We start from the raw sequence: 14533 nt of genomic DNA on the forward strand, positions 1-14533 counted from the left end.
TACTGCGGGGCTCAGGACGAGGCGGCCGGGGTGGTGCCGCGGTGATGTCGTCGCGTCTGCCGTACGAGGGCCGCGATCCGCGGCGTGAGCACGGAGACGATGAGGAGGAGACCGGTGACGATCGACTGGATCTCGGTCGCGACGTCACGGAGCATGAGCAGGTTGCGGAGCAGGCCGATGAGCAGCACGCCGGCGACCACGCCGCCGAGCGTGCCCTTGCCGCCGTCGAAGTCGACGCCGCCGAGCAGCACCGACGCGATGACGGCGAGCTCCAGGCCGAGGCCGTTGTCGGCACGGGCGCTGCCGTACCGGAGCGTGTAGACCGCGCCGGCGAAGGCCGCCACGATCCCGGAGACCACGAAGAGCAGCAGCTTGATGCGCTTGACCCGGATTCCGGCGAAGAACGCCGCCTCCTCCTGGGCGCCGATCGCGAACAGCGCGCGGCCCAGCCCGGTGGCGTGCAGGACGATCGCGGTGACGACGGCGAGCAGGATGAACAGCGCGAAGGGGTACGGGATCGGGGTGCCGGGCACGGTCTTGGTCGCCAGGTCGGCGTAGTTCTGCGGGAACTCCGCGACGGCCTTGGTGCCCAGCACGACGTAGGCGAGCCCCCGGTAGAGGGTCATGGTGCCGATCGTGACGGCCAGCGAGGGCAGGCCGAGCCGGGTGACGAGCAGTCCGTTGATCAGGCCGGCGACGACGCCGACGACCAGGAGGAACGGGACGATCATCTCGATCGCCCAGCCGGCGTCCCAGAGCGCGCCGAACAGCGCGCTGCACAGACCGAGCACCGACGCGACGGACAGGTCCACCTCGGCCGCCACGACCAGCAGGGTCATCGGCAGCGCGATCAGCGCGATCTCGCTGAGATCGTCCAGCGCGAAGGACAGGTTGTCGCTCGTGGCGAAGTCCGAGGTGCCGAACGCGCCGCCGAGGAACACGACGATGAGCAGGGCGGTGACGATGACGTCCCAGCGGACGAACCGGTGCAGCGGGCCGGGGCCCTCGACGCGCGGTCGCACGGCGGGAACCTTCGCGGGGGCTTCAGGCGCCATGGCGGGCATTCCTCTTTCGCAGGGCGCGGTTGACGCGCAGGGCGAGCAGGCGGTCGACGCTGATCGCGAGGAGCAGCAGGGCACCGGCGATGGCGTCCTGCCAGAAGGAGTTCACCTTCAGCACCACCAGGACGCTGCCGATGGTCGTCAGCAGGAGCGCGCCGAGCGCGGCGCCGTACACGCTGCCGAGACCGCCGACGATCGCCACGCCGCCGACGACGACGGCGGAGACGACCTTCAGCTCCCAGCCGTGCGCGGCGTCGGCCACGACGGTGCCGAAGCGGGCCAGCCACAGCACGCCGGCCAGTCCGGCGAGGACGCCGCTGACGACGTAGGCGGTGAGGATCCGCTTGCGGATCGCGATGCCGGCGAGCCGGGCGGCGTCCGGGTTCGAGCCGATGGCGTAGAACTCCCGGCCCGAGGGGTAGGCCCGCAGGTAGTACCCGACCGCGACCATCACGACGACGGTGATGAGCGGCAGGTAGGGGATGCCGAGGACGCTGCCGTTGCCGAGGTCGAGCAGTGACGCGGGCACGTCGGCGGCGTTGATCTGCTGGCCGTGCGCCCAGTAGTAGTCCAGGCCCTGGATGACGTACAGCGTGCCGAGCGTCACCACGAGCGCCGGGACCTTGAAGAAGCTGACGAGCACGCCGTTGACGACGCCGCAGGCCGCTCCGATCAGCATCCCGACGACGAGCACCAGCAGGATGTTGCGGTCGTGCCCGGCGACGAACTTGCCGGACGCGAAGGCCACCAGCCCGACCACCGACCCGACCGACAGGTCGATGTTGCGGGTGACCACGACCATCGTCTGGCCGACGGCCAGCAGCGCCAGGATCGACGCGTTGAGGAAGATGTCCTTGACGCCCTGGGTGGACAGGAACGACGAGTTCACCGCCGTCGTCACCGCCACGAGGACGATCAGTGCCGCGAGGATGCTCAGCTCCCGCGCGCGCAGGACCATGTCGACGAACCGGCGTCCCCCGGCGTCGGCGGTCAGCGCTGCCATTTATGCGGCCTCCTGTCGGGTCTGACCGGTCGCGGCGGCCATGACGGTCTCCTCGGTCGCCTGGTCGCGCGGGATCTCGGCGGTGAGCCGGCCCTCGTGCATGACGAGCACGCGGTCGGCCATGCCGAGCACCTCGGGCAGGTCCGAGGAGATCATCAGGACCGCGAGGCCCTGGCCGGCCAGTTCGGACAGCAGCCGGTGCACCTCGGACTTGGTGCCGACGTCGATGCCGCGGGTCGGCTCATCAATGATCAGCACGGACGGCTCGGTGGACAGCCACTTGGCGAGGACCACCTTCTGCTGGTTGCCGCCGGACAGCACGCCGACGGCGTCGCTGAGGCGGGCGTACTTCAGTTGCAGCCGGATGGCCCAGTCCGCCGCCCGGTCGCGCTCGATCTTGCGGGAGATGACGGGGCCGCGGCGCAGGGAGCGCAGCTGGGTCAGGCCGATGTTGCGCTCGATCGAGCCCTCCATGACCAGGCCCTGCTGGCGCCGGTCCTCGGGCACCAGGGCGAGACCGGCCGACATGGCGGTGGTCGGGCTGCCGCCCGCCAGTCTCACCGTGCCGACCTCGACGGTCCCGGCGTCGTAGCGGTCGATGCCGAAGATCGCGCGGGCCACTTCGCTGCGTCCCGCGCCGACCAGGCCGGCCAGCGCGACGATCTCTCCGGACCGCACCTCGAAGGACACGTCCGTGAAGACGCCCTCGCGGGTCAGCCGGGAGACCTTCAGCACCGTCTCGCCGATCGTGGTCTCCTGCTTGGGGTACAGGGTGTCGAGCTCCCGGCCGACCATCCGCTGGACGAGGTCGTCGGCGGTGAGCCCGTCGAGGAGCTCGGTGGAGATGTAGCGGCCGTCGCGCAGCGTCGTGACCCGCCGGCACAGGTCGAAGATCTCCTCGAGTCGGTGCGAGATGAACAGCAGCGCGCAGCCCTGGTCCCGCAGGGTGCGGGCGACCGTGAACAGGCGCGCGACCTCGTTGCCGGACAGCGCCGCCGTCGGCTCGTCCATGATGAGGACCCGGGCGTCCCGCGAGATCGCCTTGGCGATCTCCACGATCTGCTGGTCCGCGATGGACAGGCCGCGCGCGGGCCGGTCGGGATCGAGGGCCACGCCCAGCCGTACGAACAGCTTGGCCGTCTCCGCCCGCAGGACGCGGCGGTCGATACGGCCGAACCTCGAGCGCGGCTGGCGGCCCATGAAGATGTTCTCCGCGACCGACAGGTCCGGGAACAGGGTGGGCTCCTGGTAGATCACGGCGACGCCGGCGTGCTGGGCGTCACCGGGACCGTGGAACTCGACGGGGCGGCCGTCCAGCAGCACCTGGCCCTCGTCCGGGCGGTGCACGCCCGCCAGGGTCTTCACGAGGGTGGACTTGCCCGCCCCGTTCTCGCCGGCGAGCGCGTGGATCTCTCCGCCCCATAGCTCCAGGGAGACGTCCTGCAGCGCCCGTACCGCGCCGAACGCCTTGCGGACGTCCTTCAGGGCGAGGATCGGAGGCGACTCGCTCATGTTTCCTCCGTGTGAACGGAATAAAAACGTTTTAACGTGATTGACCGAGGACGCTAGGTCTGTGAGCGCGGACACGTCAAGAGTCGATTTTCGCCTGACCCTGGCCGATTGCGGCCAGCAAGCAGTCTGACCTGCACAGATATCGCTGAGATAACGACCAGATCACCGCCGGGTCGCAGCGAAGATCATCATTTGGCCTGTTGACACGTTTTAATACAGCCGTCACAGTGAACGCCATCACAGGCTGAAAGAGGTATGCGTGAGCACCCTGGGCACCGTCGGCATCAAGGAGGTCGCGCAGCGCGCAGGCGTGTCGCCGGGCACGGTCTCGAACGTGCTGAACCGGCCCGAACGCGTCGCCGTGGCGACGCGGGCCCGGGTCCAGCAGGCGATCCGCGAGCTGGGCTTCGTCCGCAACGGCTCGGCCGCGACGCTGCGGGCCGGGCAGAGCCGGGCCATCGGCCTCGTGGTGCTCGACGTGGGCAACCCGTTCTTCGTCGAGGTCGCGCGCGGCGTCGAGGACGTCGTCAGCGACCGGGACCACGCGGTGATCCTCTGCAACTCCGGCGAGTCCCCCGGCCGGGAGGCGCGCAACCTGCGGGTCCTGGCCGAGCAGCGGGTCCGCGGCGTCCTGATCACGCCCGCGGACGAGGACCTGTCGATGCTGGAGGGCCTGCGGGACCGCGGTGTCGCCGTCGTCCTCGTCGACCACCCCGCGACCGGGGACCTGTGCTCGGTGTCCGTCGACGACGTCGCCGGCGGGGACCTGGCCGTGACCCACCTCCTGGACCGGGGCGCCGAGCGCCTCGCGTACGTCACGGGTCCGCTCGGGATCCGGCAGTGCGTGGAGCGGCGCAAGGGCGCCCGCCGGGCACTGCGCAACGCGGGCCTGCCCGCACGCGCCCTGGAGGACGTCGTGGTGCCGGAGATGAACGCGGGCGGCGGCGCGCTCGCCGCCGAGAAGCTCCTGGCCGGCGGCGTGCCCGACGCCATCTTCTGCGCGAACGACCTGCTGGCGCTCGGCGTGCTGCGCGCGCTGGCCCAGGCGGGGGTCCGGGTGCCGGACGACGTCGCGCTCATCGGCTACGACGACATCGAGTTCTCCTCCGCGGCGGCGGTGCCGCTCAGCTCGATCCGCCAGCCGACCTACCAGCTCGGCAAGATCGCCACCGAGCTCCTCCTCGAAGAGTGCGACGACCCGAGCGGCCACGCCCATCAGCAGATCATGTTCCAGCCCGAGCTGGTCGTCCGCGAATCGAGCCGCTGACATGCGCATCGCCCTGTTCGTCACCTGTTTCAACGACACGCTCTACCCGGGCACCGGCAAGGCGGTCGTGACTCTTCTGGAGCGCCTCGGTCACGAGGTCGTCTTCCCAACCGCGCAGACCTGCTGCGGTCAGATGCACTACAACACCGGGTACGACCGGGAATGCGCACCGCTTGTCAAGGATTTTGTTAAAACGTTCCAATCGTTCGACGCCGTCGTCGTCCCGTCGGCGTCCTGCGCGGGCATGATCAGGGAGAATCACCCCCGGGTGGCCCGCACGATCGGCGACGAGGCACTGGCCGAGGAGGCCCGCTGGACCGGAGCCCGCGTCCACGAGCTGACCGAGCTCCTCATCGACGTGCTCGGCGTCGAGGACGTCGGCGCGTACTTCCCGCACCGCGTCACCTACCACCCGACCTGCCACTCCCTGCGCGCCCTCGGCGTGGGCGACCGGCCGCTGCGGCTGCTGCGCGCGGTGCGCGGCATCGATCTCGTCGAGCTGCCCGACGCCGCGGAGTGCTGCGGCTTCGGCGGCACGTTCGCGCTGAAGAACCCCGACGTGTCGGCGGCGATGGGCGCCGACAAGGTCGCCCGCATCCGGCAGACCGGCGCCGAGGTCGTCTGCGCGGCCGACAACTCCTGCCTCGCCCACATCGGCGGCCTGCTGTCCCGACTGCGCACAGGCGTACGGACCCTGCACCTGGCCGAAATACTGGCCGCGACGGATTGAACGAACGGATCGGCGAACCCATGTCCACTGACCAGCGGATGGCCGGGGCCGCGCGCATGCCGACGTACGTCGGGATGCCTGCCTTCCCGGAGGCCGCGCGCGACGCCGTACGCGACACGCGGCTGCGCCGGAACCTGACCCACGCCACCACCACGATCCGTGCCAAGCGCGCCGCCGCCGTGAGCGAGCTGGACGACTGGGCGGAGCTCCGCGAGACGGCGAAACGGATCAAGGACCATACGATCGAGCACCTCGGCCACTACCTGCGGCTCCTGGAGGAGCAGGTGACGGCGCGGGGCGGCACGGTGCACTGGGCCCGCGACGCCGCCGAGGCCAACCGCATCGTCACGGACCTCATCAAGGCCACCGGCGAGACCGACGTCGTGAAGGTCAAGTCGATGGCCACCCAGGAGATCGGGCTGAACGAGGCGCTCGCCGCCGAGGGCATCCGCGCGCACGAGACGGACCTGGCCGAGCTGATCGTCCAGCTCGGGCACGACCGTCCCTCGCACATCCTCGTCCCGGCGATCCACCGGGGCCGCGCGGAGATCCGCGAGATCTTCCGGCGGGAGATGCCCGGAGCGCCCGACGACCTGACCGACGAACCCGCCCGGCTCGCCGAGGCCGCCCGCACCCACCTGCGCGAACGCTTCCTGAAGGCGAAGGTCGCGGTGTCCGGGGCGAACTTCGCGGTCGCCGAGACCGGGTCCCTCGTCGTGGTCGAGTCCGAGGGCAACGGCCGGATGTGCCTGACGCTCCCCGAGACGCTGATCTCGGTGATGGGCATCGAGAAGGTCGTACCCGCCTGGCAGGACCTGGAGGTGTTCCTCCAGCTGCTGCCGCGCTCGTCGACCGCCGAGCGGATGAACCCCTACACCTCGATCTGGTCCGGCGCGACCGAGGGCCAGACGTTCCACCTGGTGCTGCTCGACAACGGGCGCACGGCGACGCGCGAGGACGAGGTCGGCCGGCAGGCGCTGCGCTGCATCCGCTGCTCCGCGTGCCTCAACGTCTGCCCCGTCTACCAGCGCGCGGGCGGGCACGCGTACGGGTCGCCGTACCCGGGGCCGATCGGCGCGATCCTGTCCCCGCAGCTGCGCGGGTCGTCCTCACCGGTCGACGACTCGCTGCCGTACGCCTCGACGCTGTGCGGCGCCTGCTACGAGGTCTGCCCGGTCGCCATCGACATCCCCGAGGTGCTCGTGCACCTGCGGTCCCGCGCCGTGCACGGCCGCGCCGAGAAGGCGGCCATGCGGTTCGCCGCCTGGACGCTGCGCTCCCCCACCCGGCTCGCCTTCGGGCAGCGCCTGGCGGGGGCGGCCGGGCGGGTGCTCGTCCGCCGGGGCGGCATCCGGCGGCTGCCCGGCCCCCTCGCCCGCTGGACCGACACCCGTGACGCCCCGGTCCCCGCGACCGAGACCTTCCGTGAGTGGTGGGAGAAACGTGAACGCCCGTGAGGAGATCCTGCGGCGGCTCGGCGAAACTCCGGCGGAACCCGCCGCGTACGCCGCGATCCCCCGCCCGTACCTGCGCCGCCACCACGAGGGTGACGCCGTCGAGCTGTTCGCCGAGCGCGCCGCCGACTACCGCGCGGAGGTCCGCCGGATTCCCGGCGCGGACCTGCCCGCCGTCCTCGGCGCGCTGCGCGGCCATTACGTCGTCCCGGACGGCCTGCCCGCGGACTGGACGGCCGGGGCCGACGTCGTACGGGACGACCCGCCCGTGTCGATCGCCGCCCTGGACGCCCTCGACGGCGTGATCACCGGCTGCGCAGTCGCCATCGCCGAGACCGGCACCGTCGTGCTCGACCACGGTCCGGGCCAGGGCCGCCGGGCGCTCACGCTCGTTCCGGACCACCACGTCGTGGTCGTCGAGTCCGCGCGCATCGCCGCGGACGTGCCCGAGGCCCTCGAACGGCTCTCCCCCGACCGGCCGCTGACGTTCATCTCCGGGCCGTCGGCCACCAGCGACATCGAGCTCTCCCGGGTCGAGGGCGTGCACGGGCCGCGCCGGCTCACCATCGTGATCACGGACTGAGGAGTAGCAGCATGGCCTCCCGTTCATTCGCCGCCGTCGACCTGGGCGCCTCCAGTGGACGCGTGATGGTCGCCCGGGTGGGTGAGGACGAACTGACCCTGCGCGAGGCGCGCCGCTTCCCGAACCGCCCCGTGCGGGCGGCCGGCACCCTCTACTGGGACGTGCTCGGCCTGTACGGGAACGTCCTGGACGGGCTGCGGGCCGCCGACGGGGTCACCTCGATCGGCGTGGACTCCTGGGCCGTCGACTACGGGCTGCTCGACTCGGCCGGCACCCTTCTGGGCAACCCGGTGCACTACCGGGACGCCCGCGCCGACGGGGTCATGGACAAGGTGGTCGCCGAGCTGGGCGCGCAGGCGCTGTACGACGTCGGCGGGCTGCAGTTCCTGCCGTTCAACACGGTGTACCAGCTGCTGTCGGAGCCGCTGCCGGACGCCGCGCGCACGCTCCTGATGATCCCGGACCTGCTGGCGTACTGGCTGACGGGCGAGACGGGCGCGGAGATCACGAACGCCTCGACGACCGGGCTGTACGACGTGCGCGCGGGCGACTGGGCGTACGCCCTCATCGAGCGTCTCCGGCTGCCGAAGGGGATCTTCCCGCCGCTGCGCCGGCCGGGCGACGTCATCGGCACCCTGCGGCCGGACGTCGCGGCCGAGACCGGGCTGCCGGAGTCGCTGCCGGTGACCGCGGTCGGCTCGCACGACACCGCCTCCGCCGTCCTGGCCGTCCCCGCGGAGCACGACCGCTTCGGCTACGTGTCCTGCGGCACCTGGTCGCTGGCCGGGGTCGAGCTCGACGCGCCGGTGCTATCGGAGGAGAGCCGGGTCGCCGGGTTCACCAACGAGGTCGGGGTGGGCGGCACGATCCGCTACCTGCGCAACGTCATGGGGCTGTGGCTGCTGCAGGAGTCCCTGCGCACCTGGCGGGCCGAGGCGTCGCTGCCCGGCCTGCTGGCCGCGGCGGAGGAGGCCCCGGCGTTCGCCGCGCTCGTCGACCCGGGCGACCGGGCGTTCATCCCGCCGGGCGACATGCCCGCGCGGATCGCGGCGTACTGCGCGCGGACCGGCCAGCCGGTGCCGGAGGGGCGGGCGGCGGTCGTCCGCTGCATCCTGGAGAGCCTCGCCCTCGGGCACCGCGCCGCCATCCGTGACGCCGCCCGCCTCTCCGGCAAGCCAGTGGAGGTCGTGCACATCGTCGGCGGCGGGGCGCGCAACGCGCTGCTGTGCCGGCTCACCGCGGACGCCTGCGGGTTGCCGGTCGTCGCCGGGCCCGTGGAGGCCACCGCGATCGGCAACGCGCTGGCGCAGGCCCGCGCGCACGGGCTCACCGCCGACCCGCGTGCGCTGGTGCGCCGGACGCAGGACCTGACCGTGTACCGGCCGCGCGGCGACGAGGCCGCCTGGGACCGGGCCGCGCGGCGGATCGGCCTCTCCTGAGAGGAGCGGCGGATCGGCCCTTCCCGGAAAGGCGTCCGCAGGGGCGGGAAGGGCCGCGGTATTCCTCCAGAGTACGGGGATTGATCGCGTTTTCCGGTTCGCTCGCACCACATCGGGTCGATCATTCTCCGGCGGCATACTCGCAGGTCGCCGGGGTGGGGCGGTGAGTAGATCTTTTCCTGATCCTTTGGACTAGGGGCGGTATGTACCTTTAAGGTCTGCCTCATGCGTTTTGCCGCCCCCGTTGCTATTTCTATGCTTTTGATCGCCGGTCTGGCCTCACCCGCCTCGGCGATCACCAATGGATCTCCGGACGGGAACGACCACCCGTCCGTCGGCGCCCTGATCGCCGATCAGCCGTACCCCGACGGCACCTGGTCCTACTGCACCGGGACGCTCATCTCGCCGACGGTGTTCCTCACCGCCGCCCACTGCCGCAAGGGCAAGAAGGGGACCGCGCGAGTGACCTTCGCCAGCCACTACACGCGCGGGGACGCCGTCTACACCGGCCGGTACCTGCCGGACGAACGCTATGACGCCGACGCCGACCGGTACGACATGGCCGTCGTGGTCTTCGACTCGCCGATCCCCGGCATCCGGCCCGCCCACCTGCCCCCCGCCGGGCTGCTGGCCCGGATGCGCGCCGACGGTTCGCTGAAAGACGCCACGTTCACTCCGGTCGGGTACGGGTCCCTCAACCCGTCCAAGGCGAAGCGCAAGATGAAGTTCACCTACACCGACACCCGCAGCCGGACGTCGATCTCCTACGAGGGGCTCACCCACATGTGGCTGAAGCTCCGCCCGGAGGGCGACGACGGCGGCACCTGCTACGGCGACTCCGGCGGCCCGAACTTCCTCGGCGACACCGACCTCCTGGTCGCCACGACGATCAGCGGGGACGACGACGCCTGCAAGACGACGAACTTCGACTACCGCCTGGACTCATCCCCCGCCCGCGAGTTCCTCGCCCGGTTCGTCGCCCTGCCCTGAGCCCGAACGCGGACCTGCTGTTCTGAAGCCCGGTCAGCGGGCGGTGAAGGTGCAGGGCAGGCGCTTGTGGCCGTTGATGAAGCCGGACAGCAGGCGGTCGGGCTCACCGGCGGCGCGGATGTCCGGCACCCGGGTGAACAGCTCCCGCAGCATCACGGTGATCTCCCGCCGGGCCAGGTTCGCGCCAAGGCAGAAGTGCGGGCCCGGTCCCCCGAACCCGACGTGCGGGTTCGGGTCGCGGGTGATGTCGAAGACGTCCGGGCGCTCGAACACCGTGTCGTCGCGGTTGGCGGAGTTGTAGAACAGCAGCACCTTGTCGCCGGCCCGGTACGTATGGCCGTTCAGCTCATGGTCGCGGGTGACGTTGCGCCGCATGAAGATCACCGGCGTGGAGTAGCGCACGATCTCCTCGACGGCCCCGCCGATCCGCCCCTCGAAGTCCTCGAGGAGCAGCGCCCGCTGGTCGGGGAGGTCGGTGAACAGCTTGAGCGCGTGGCTGAGGGCCGTCCGGGTCGTCTCGTTGCCCGCGACGACGAGCAGGAGGAAGAACGACCCGAGTTCGCGGGAGGTCAGACGCTCTCCGTCGACGTTCGCGTTGACCAGCGCCGACGTCAGGTCGCCGGCCGGGTGCCGGGCGCGTTGGCGGCCGAGGCCGGCGGCGAGCCGGTGCAGGTCACGGGCCGCCCAGATGATTTTGAGGAGCGCGCGGGCCGCGGCGGCGCGGCCGACTCGCCCGGGGGTGATCCCGGTGTACTCCGGGTCCGAGTTGCCGAGGATGACGTTCGTGCGCTCGATGACCCGGGGGTACTCCCGCTCGGGAATGCCGAGCATGTCGCAGATGACCTCGGCCGGCAGGCGTGCGGCGACCTTCGCGACGAAGTCCCCCGGACCGGTCTCGATCAGCTCGTCGACGATCCGCGCCGCGCGCCGCCGGACGTCCTCCTCGGTCCTGGCGAGCATCTTCGGCGTGAACGCCCGGGACACGATCCGGCGGATCTTGGCGTGCCGGGGGTCGTCCATGTTGATCAGTGAACCGAAGAACCGCTCCATGTACGCGGGGAAGTCCGGGATGCTGGTCGCGCTCGGCTCGCTGCTGAAGATGTCCGGGTGCCGGCTGGCCTCGCTGACGTCCGCGTGCCGGACCAGCGCGTAGAAGCCCTCCCCGGGCCGGACGAACGGGACACGGGTCTCGGGGAAGAACGCCGGGTGCTCACGGGCGCGGAGTTCGGCGAAGGCCGCCTCGCGCTCCTCGACGGGCAATGCCCAGAACTCGAGCGAGGAGAGGCCGGCCTCCGATGGGGCCGGGCCGGACCGGGTCGTCATGACGCCACCGCCTTCCGGTTCGACCTCCATGCTCAAGTAAGTGGTCGATTACCGTCAAGGGGGCGGATACGTCCGGGTGGGCCGGTGCCGGTCACCGGCCCACTGGGATGACTCAGAGGTTCTCCGGCGCCGTCGGCAGTTTGACGGCGGTGAGCAGCATCGTCGAGTCCTCGATCGCCTCGACGCGGTGCCGCGCCTTCGGCACGAAGATCAGGTCGCCGGTCCGGCCCTCCCAGGAGTCCTCCCCCGCGACGAGCCGGACGCGGCCCTGCAGCACCTGGACGGTGCCCTCCTCCGGGCCCACGTGCTCGTCCATCGTCGTTCCGGCCTTGAGCGCGATCAGCGTCTGCCGGAGCACGTGTTCGTGGCCCCCGTACACCGTGGTGGCGCTGCGGCCCGCCGAGTCGCTCAGGGCCCGGTCCAGCTGCTCGCGGGCGCGGGCTTCCAATGACAATTTCTCCATGCTCTCCATCTACCGCAGCGGCGGCGAAAGATTCATCGGCCCGGCGCGCCGTCGCCTCCCGGCCCGTCGCGGACGACGCCGCCTTCTCCCGGCCCGGACGGTTCGCCGCCCTCGCGCAGCCCGTCGAGGAAGAGGCCGACGTAGTAGTCGCCCACCGCCGCGGCGCCCAGCGACCCGTCGGGGTGCCACCACGTGCTCAGCTGATGGACCGCGCCGAAGAAGAAGTTCACCGCCAGGTCCGCCGGAACACCGGCCCGGAACGTCCCCTCCCGCTGGCCCTCCTCCACCAGCGCGCGGAAACACTCGTGGTAGCGGCGCCGCTCCGCCCGTACCGCCTTCTGCTTCTCGGCCGGCAGCAGGTGCATCGAGCGGAAGAACACCGTGAGCTCGTCCAGGTGCGCGACGCTCGTCTCGATCACGTCGACGGCGGCGGCGCGCAGGCGTTCCTCCGCCGGGCCGGCGCCGCCCGCGAACCGGCGCAGCCGCTCGGTCTGCAGGGCCAGCAGCCGGTGGTAGATCTCGTACAGCAGGTCGTCCTTGGCCGCGAAGTAGTGGTACATCGCGCCCTTGGTGACGCCCGCGGCCCGGACGATCTCCTGGACGGAGGTGCCCTCGTAGCCGTTCTCGGCGAACAGCCGGGTGGCCACCGCCAGCAGCCGCTCCGGCAGCGGGCGCTCGTCCGCCATCATCTCTCCCGGTAGGCGGCGAGCTCACGGCGGGCGATCGACCGCTTGTGCACCTCGTCGGGGCCGTCCGCCAGGTGCAGGGTCCGCACCCCGGCCCACAGTTCGGCGAGGGGGAGGTCCTGCGAGACGCCCGCGCCGCCGTGCGCCTGGATCGCCCGGTCGATCACCCGGTTCGCCATCTCGGGCACCAGTGCCTTGATCGCCGAGATCTCCACGCGGGCGCCCTTGTTGCCGACGGTGTCCATCAGCCACGCGGTCTTGAGGACCAGCAGCCGGGCCTGCTCGATCCGGATGCGCGACTCGGCGATCCAGTCCTGGACGACGCCCTGGTCGGCGATCGGGCCACCGAAGGCGACCCGCGACACGACGCGCCGGCACATCAGCTCCAGGGCGCGCTCGGCCATGCCGATGGCGCGCATGCAGTGGTGGATCCGGCCGGGCCCGAGCCGCTCCTGCGCGATGCGGAAGCCCTCACCCTCGCCGAGGAGGATGTTGCCCGCCGGCACCCGTACGTCCTCGAAGGAGACCTCGGCGTGGCCACCGTGGGTGCCGTCGTCGTAGCCGAAGACGTGCAGGCCGCGCTCGACGGTGACGCCGGGCGTGTCCTTGGGCACCAGCACCATGCTCTGCCGGCGGTACGGCGGGGCATCCGGGTCGGTCACGCCCATCACGATGAAGATCTCGCACTCCGGGCTGAGCGCGCCGGACGTCCACCACTTACGGCCGTTCAGCACGTACGAGTCGCCGTCCCGCTCGATGCGCAGGGCGATGTTCGTCGCGTCGGAGGAGGCCACGGCCGGCTCGGTCATGCAGAACGCCGAGCGGATCGCGCCGTCCAGCAGCGGCTCCAGCCACCGCTGCTTCTGCTCGGGCGTCCCGAACAGGGCGAGGATCTCCATGTTGCCGGTGTCGGGCGCCGCGCAGTTGAGGGCGACCGGGGCGATCTTCGGTGACCGGCCCATGATCTCGGCGAGCGGGGCGTACTGCAGGTTGCTCAGGCCGGCGCCGTGCGGCTCGTGCGGGAGGAAGAGGTTCCACAGCCCCCGCTCGCGCGCCTCGGCCTTCAGGTCCTCGATGATCGGCGGAGTGGCCCACGTGCCGGCGAGCTCGGCGGCCTGCGCGGCGTAGACGGGCTCGGCCGGGTGAACGTGGGAGTCCATGAAGTCGAGCAGCCGGTCGCGGTACTCGATGGTGGTCTGGTCGAATGCGAAGTCCATCGCCGTCCCCTCGCGAACACGGCCCCTGCGGCCGTCCGTGTGCCCGGCCCTAGCATACCGACTGGTCGGTATGACGACCGTAAGCAGAGGCGGCCCGATGCGTCAACGCCCCAGGGTGGCGGCCCGGGGAGGCGGCGGCCCGGGGAGGCGGCGGCCCGCCGCGCCGGCGGGCATCGGCCGCACCGGCCGGAGACACCGTCCCCGGCCACCGGCGCGGGCGATGCCCCCGGTCACTGGTGCAGGCCGTGCCCGGTCTCCTCGTCGCCGCGGTCGACGTCGAGCCCGACGATCGACGCGCACCGGCGGCAGAGCCACTCGGCGACGACGGACTCCGTGTCCATGTCCCGGGTCCGGTACGGCTTGGCGATCTTTCTGCGGCGCATTCCGTGACCACACGTCGAATGCACCAAGAGACCACAATTCGGACACGGCCAGACATCATCTCCGGGACGTTCACAGCCCGGACATACCGGCTCATCGTGATCAATGATGATCGGCTCGAGTTCGGCGCGCCAGACGCGTTCCAGATCAAGATATTCGTCGTTCGGCCACGAATCATCGGCCAGCCAGGCGAGGTATTCCTCGTCACCGGGCGGCAGCACCGCGGTCATCGACTCCGGATGGCCGTTCCGGTCGGCGGCGGGGTCCGCCGCGGACCGGCGGCGTCCACGCACCGCGACCGCCAGGGACAGGAGAACGAGCGGGAGGCTCCAGAGAAGAATGTTCACATTCCCACATCCGCGGAGGCGATCATGAGGCGGAGCGACAGGAGACGGGGAAGCACCGCTGTACCCACAGTGACGTC

14 protein-coding genes are annotated in these 14533 nt (G+C 71.3%); 6 read left to right on the plus strand and 8 right to left on the minus strand.

What is annotated here, in order from left to right; all coding sequences use genetic code 11:
- Positions 1-11: 11 nt before the first annotated feature.
- Genes NE235_RS19015 through NE235_RS19025 form a run of 3 tightly spaced genes read right to left on the minus strand, consistent with a single transcriptional unit; the run spans position 12 to position 3576 of the window.
- Positions 12-1055, minus strand: coding sequence for an ABC transporter permease (locus NE235_RS19015; protein WP_252804751.1), 1044 nt, complete (start codon positions 1053-1055; stop codon positions 12-14).
- Positions 1045-2064 carry an ABC transporter permease gene (locus tag NE235_RS19020; protein WP_252804753.1) on the minus strand — a complete coding sequence of 340 codons (1020 nt, stop codon included), beginning with the start codon at positions 2062-2064 and terminating at the stop codon, positions 1045-1047. Before NE235_RS19020 ends, NE235_RS19015 begins: the two co-directional genes overlap by 11 nt.
- Entirely contained in the window at positions 2065-3576 is a 1512-nt protein-coding gene (locus NE235_RS19025) for a sugar ABC transporter ATP-binding protein (protein WP_252804754.1), read from the minus strand. It lies immediately after the preceding gene.
- Between the two features lie 268 nt (positions 3577-3844).
- On the opposite strand from NE235_RS19025, the gene NE235_RS19030 reads away from it, so the two are divergent.
- The 6 genes from NE235_RS19030 to NE235_RS19055 all read left to right on the plus strand — a co-directional run bounded on the left by NE235_RS19030 (position 3845) and on the right by NE235_RS19055 (position 10039).
- Positions 3845-4843 (plus strand): LacI family DNA-binding transcriptional regulator, encoded by a 999-nt coding sequence (locus NE235_RS19030; RefSeq protein ID WP_252804822.1) that lies wholly within the window; start codon positions 3845-3847, stop codon positions 4841-4843.
- A gap of 1 nt (position 4844) precedes the next feature.
- Positions 4845-5573, plus strand: coding sequence for a (Fe-S)-binding protein (locus NE235_RS19035; protein WP_252804756.1), 729 nt, complete (start codon positions 4845-4847; stop codon positions 5571-5573).
- 20 nt (positions 5574-5593) lie between these two features.
- Entirely contained in the window at positions 5594-7030 is a 1437-nt protein-coding gene (locus NE235_RS19040) for a lactate utilization protein B (RefSeq protein WP_252804758.1), read from the plus strand.
- Positions 7017-7610: a LutC/YkgG family protein gene (locus NE235_RS19045; protein ID WP_252804760.1), complete on the plus strand. Its 594-nt coding sequence runs from the start codon at positions 7017-7019 to the stop codon at positions 7608-7610. Before NE235_RS19040 ends, NE235_RS19045 begins: the two co-directional genes overlap by 14 nt.
- 11 nt (positions 7611-7621) lie before the next feature.
- Complete coding sequence (locus NE235_RS19050; protein WP_252804763.1) at positions 7622-9049, plus strand: rhamnulokinase; 1428 nt, start codon at positions 7622-7624, stop codon at positions 9047-9049.
- A 255-nt stretch (positions 9050-9304) separates the two neighbouring features.
- A complete protein-coding gene (locus NE235_RS19055) occupies positions 9305-10039 on the plus strand; it encodes a trypsin-like serine protease (protein WP_252804765.1) in 735 nt (244 codons plus the stop codon).
- A 33-nt stretch (positions 10040-10072) separates the two neighbouring features.
- On the opposite strand, the gene NE235_RS19060 is transcribed toward NE235_RS19055, so the two are convergent.
- The 5 genes from NE235_RS19060 to NE235_RS19080 all read right to left on the minus strand — a co-directional run bounded on the left by NE235_RS19060 (position 10073) and on the right by NE235_RS19080 (position 14339).
- The gene (locus NE235_RS19060; RefSeq protein WP_252804772.1) at positions 10073-11362 is read right to left on the minus strand and encodes a cytochrome P450; all 1290 of its coding nucleotides are present in this window, start codon (positions 11360-11362) and stop codon (positions 10073-10075) included.
- A 112-nt stretch (positions 11363-11474) separates the two neighbouring features.
- Complete coding sequence (locus NE235_RS19065; RefSeq protein ID WP_252804774.1) at positions 11475-11825, minus strand: cupin domain-containing protein; 351 nt, start codon at positions 11823-11825, stop codon at positions 11475-11477.
- 32 nt (positions 11826-11857) lie between these two features.
- Positions 11858-12514 carry a TetR/AcrR family transcriptional regulator gene (locus tag NE235_RS19070; protein ID WP_252804776.1) on the minus strand — a complete coding sequence of 219 codons (657 nt, stop codon included), beginning with the start codon at positions 12512-12514 and terminating at the stop codon, positions 11858-11860.
- The gene (locus tag NE235_RS19075; RefSeq protein ID WP_252804778.1) at positions 12511-13728 is read right to left on the minus strand and encodes an acyl-CoA dehydrogenase family protein; all 1218 of its coding nucleotides are present in this window, start codon (positions 13726-13728) and stop codon (positions 12511-12513) included. Before NE235_RS19075 ends, NE235_RS19070 begins: the two co-directional genes overlap by 4 nt.
- Positions 13729-13958: 230 nt before the next feature.
- A complete protein-coding gene (locus NE235_RS19080; protein WP_252804780.1) occupies positions 13959-14339 on the minus strand; it encodes a hypothetical protein in 381 nt (126 codons plus the stop codon).
- Positions 14340-14533 lie beyond the last annotated feature (194 nt).

The sequence above is a fragment of the Actinoallomurus spadix genome (assembly GCF_024055725.1).
GTDB lineage: Bacteria > Actinomycetota > Actinomycetes > Streptosporangiales > Streptosporangiaceae > Actinoallomurus > Actinoallomurus spadix.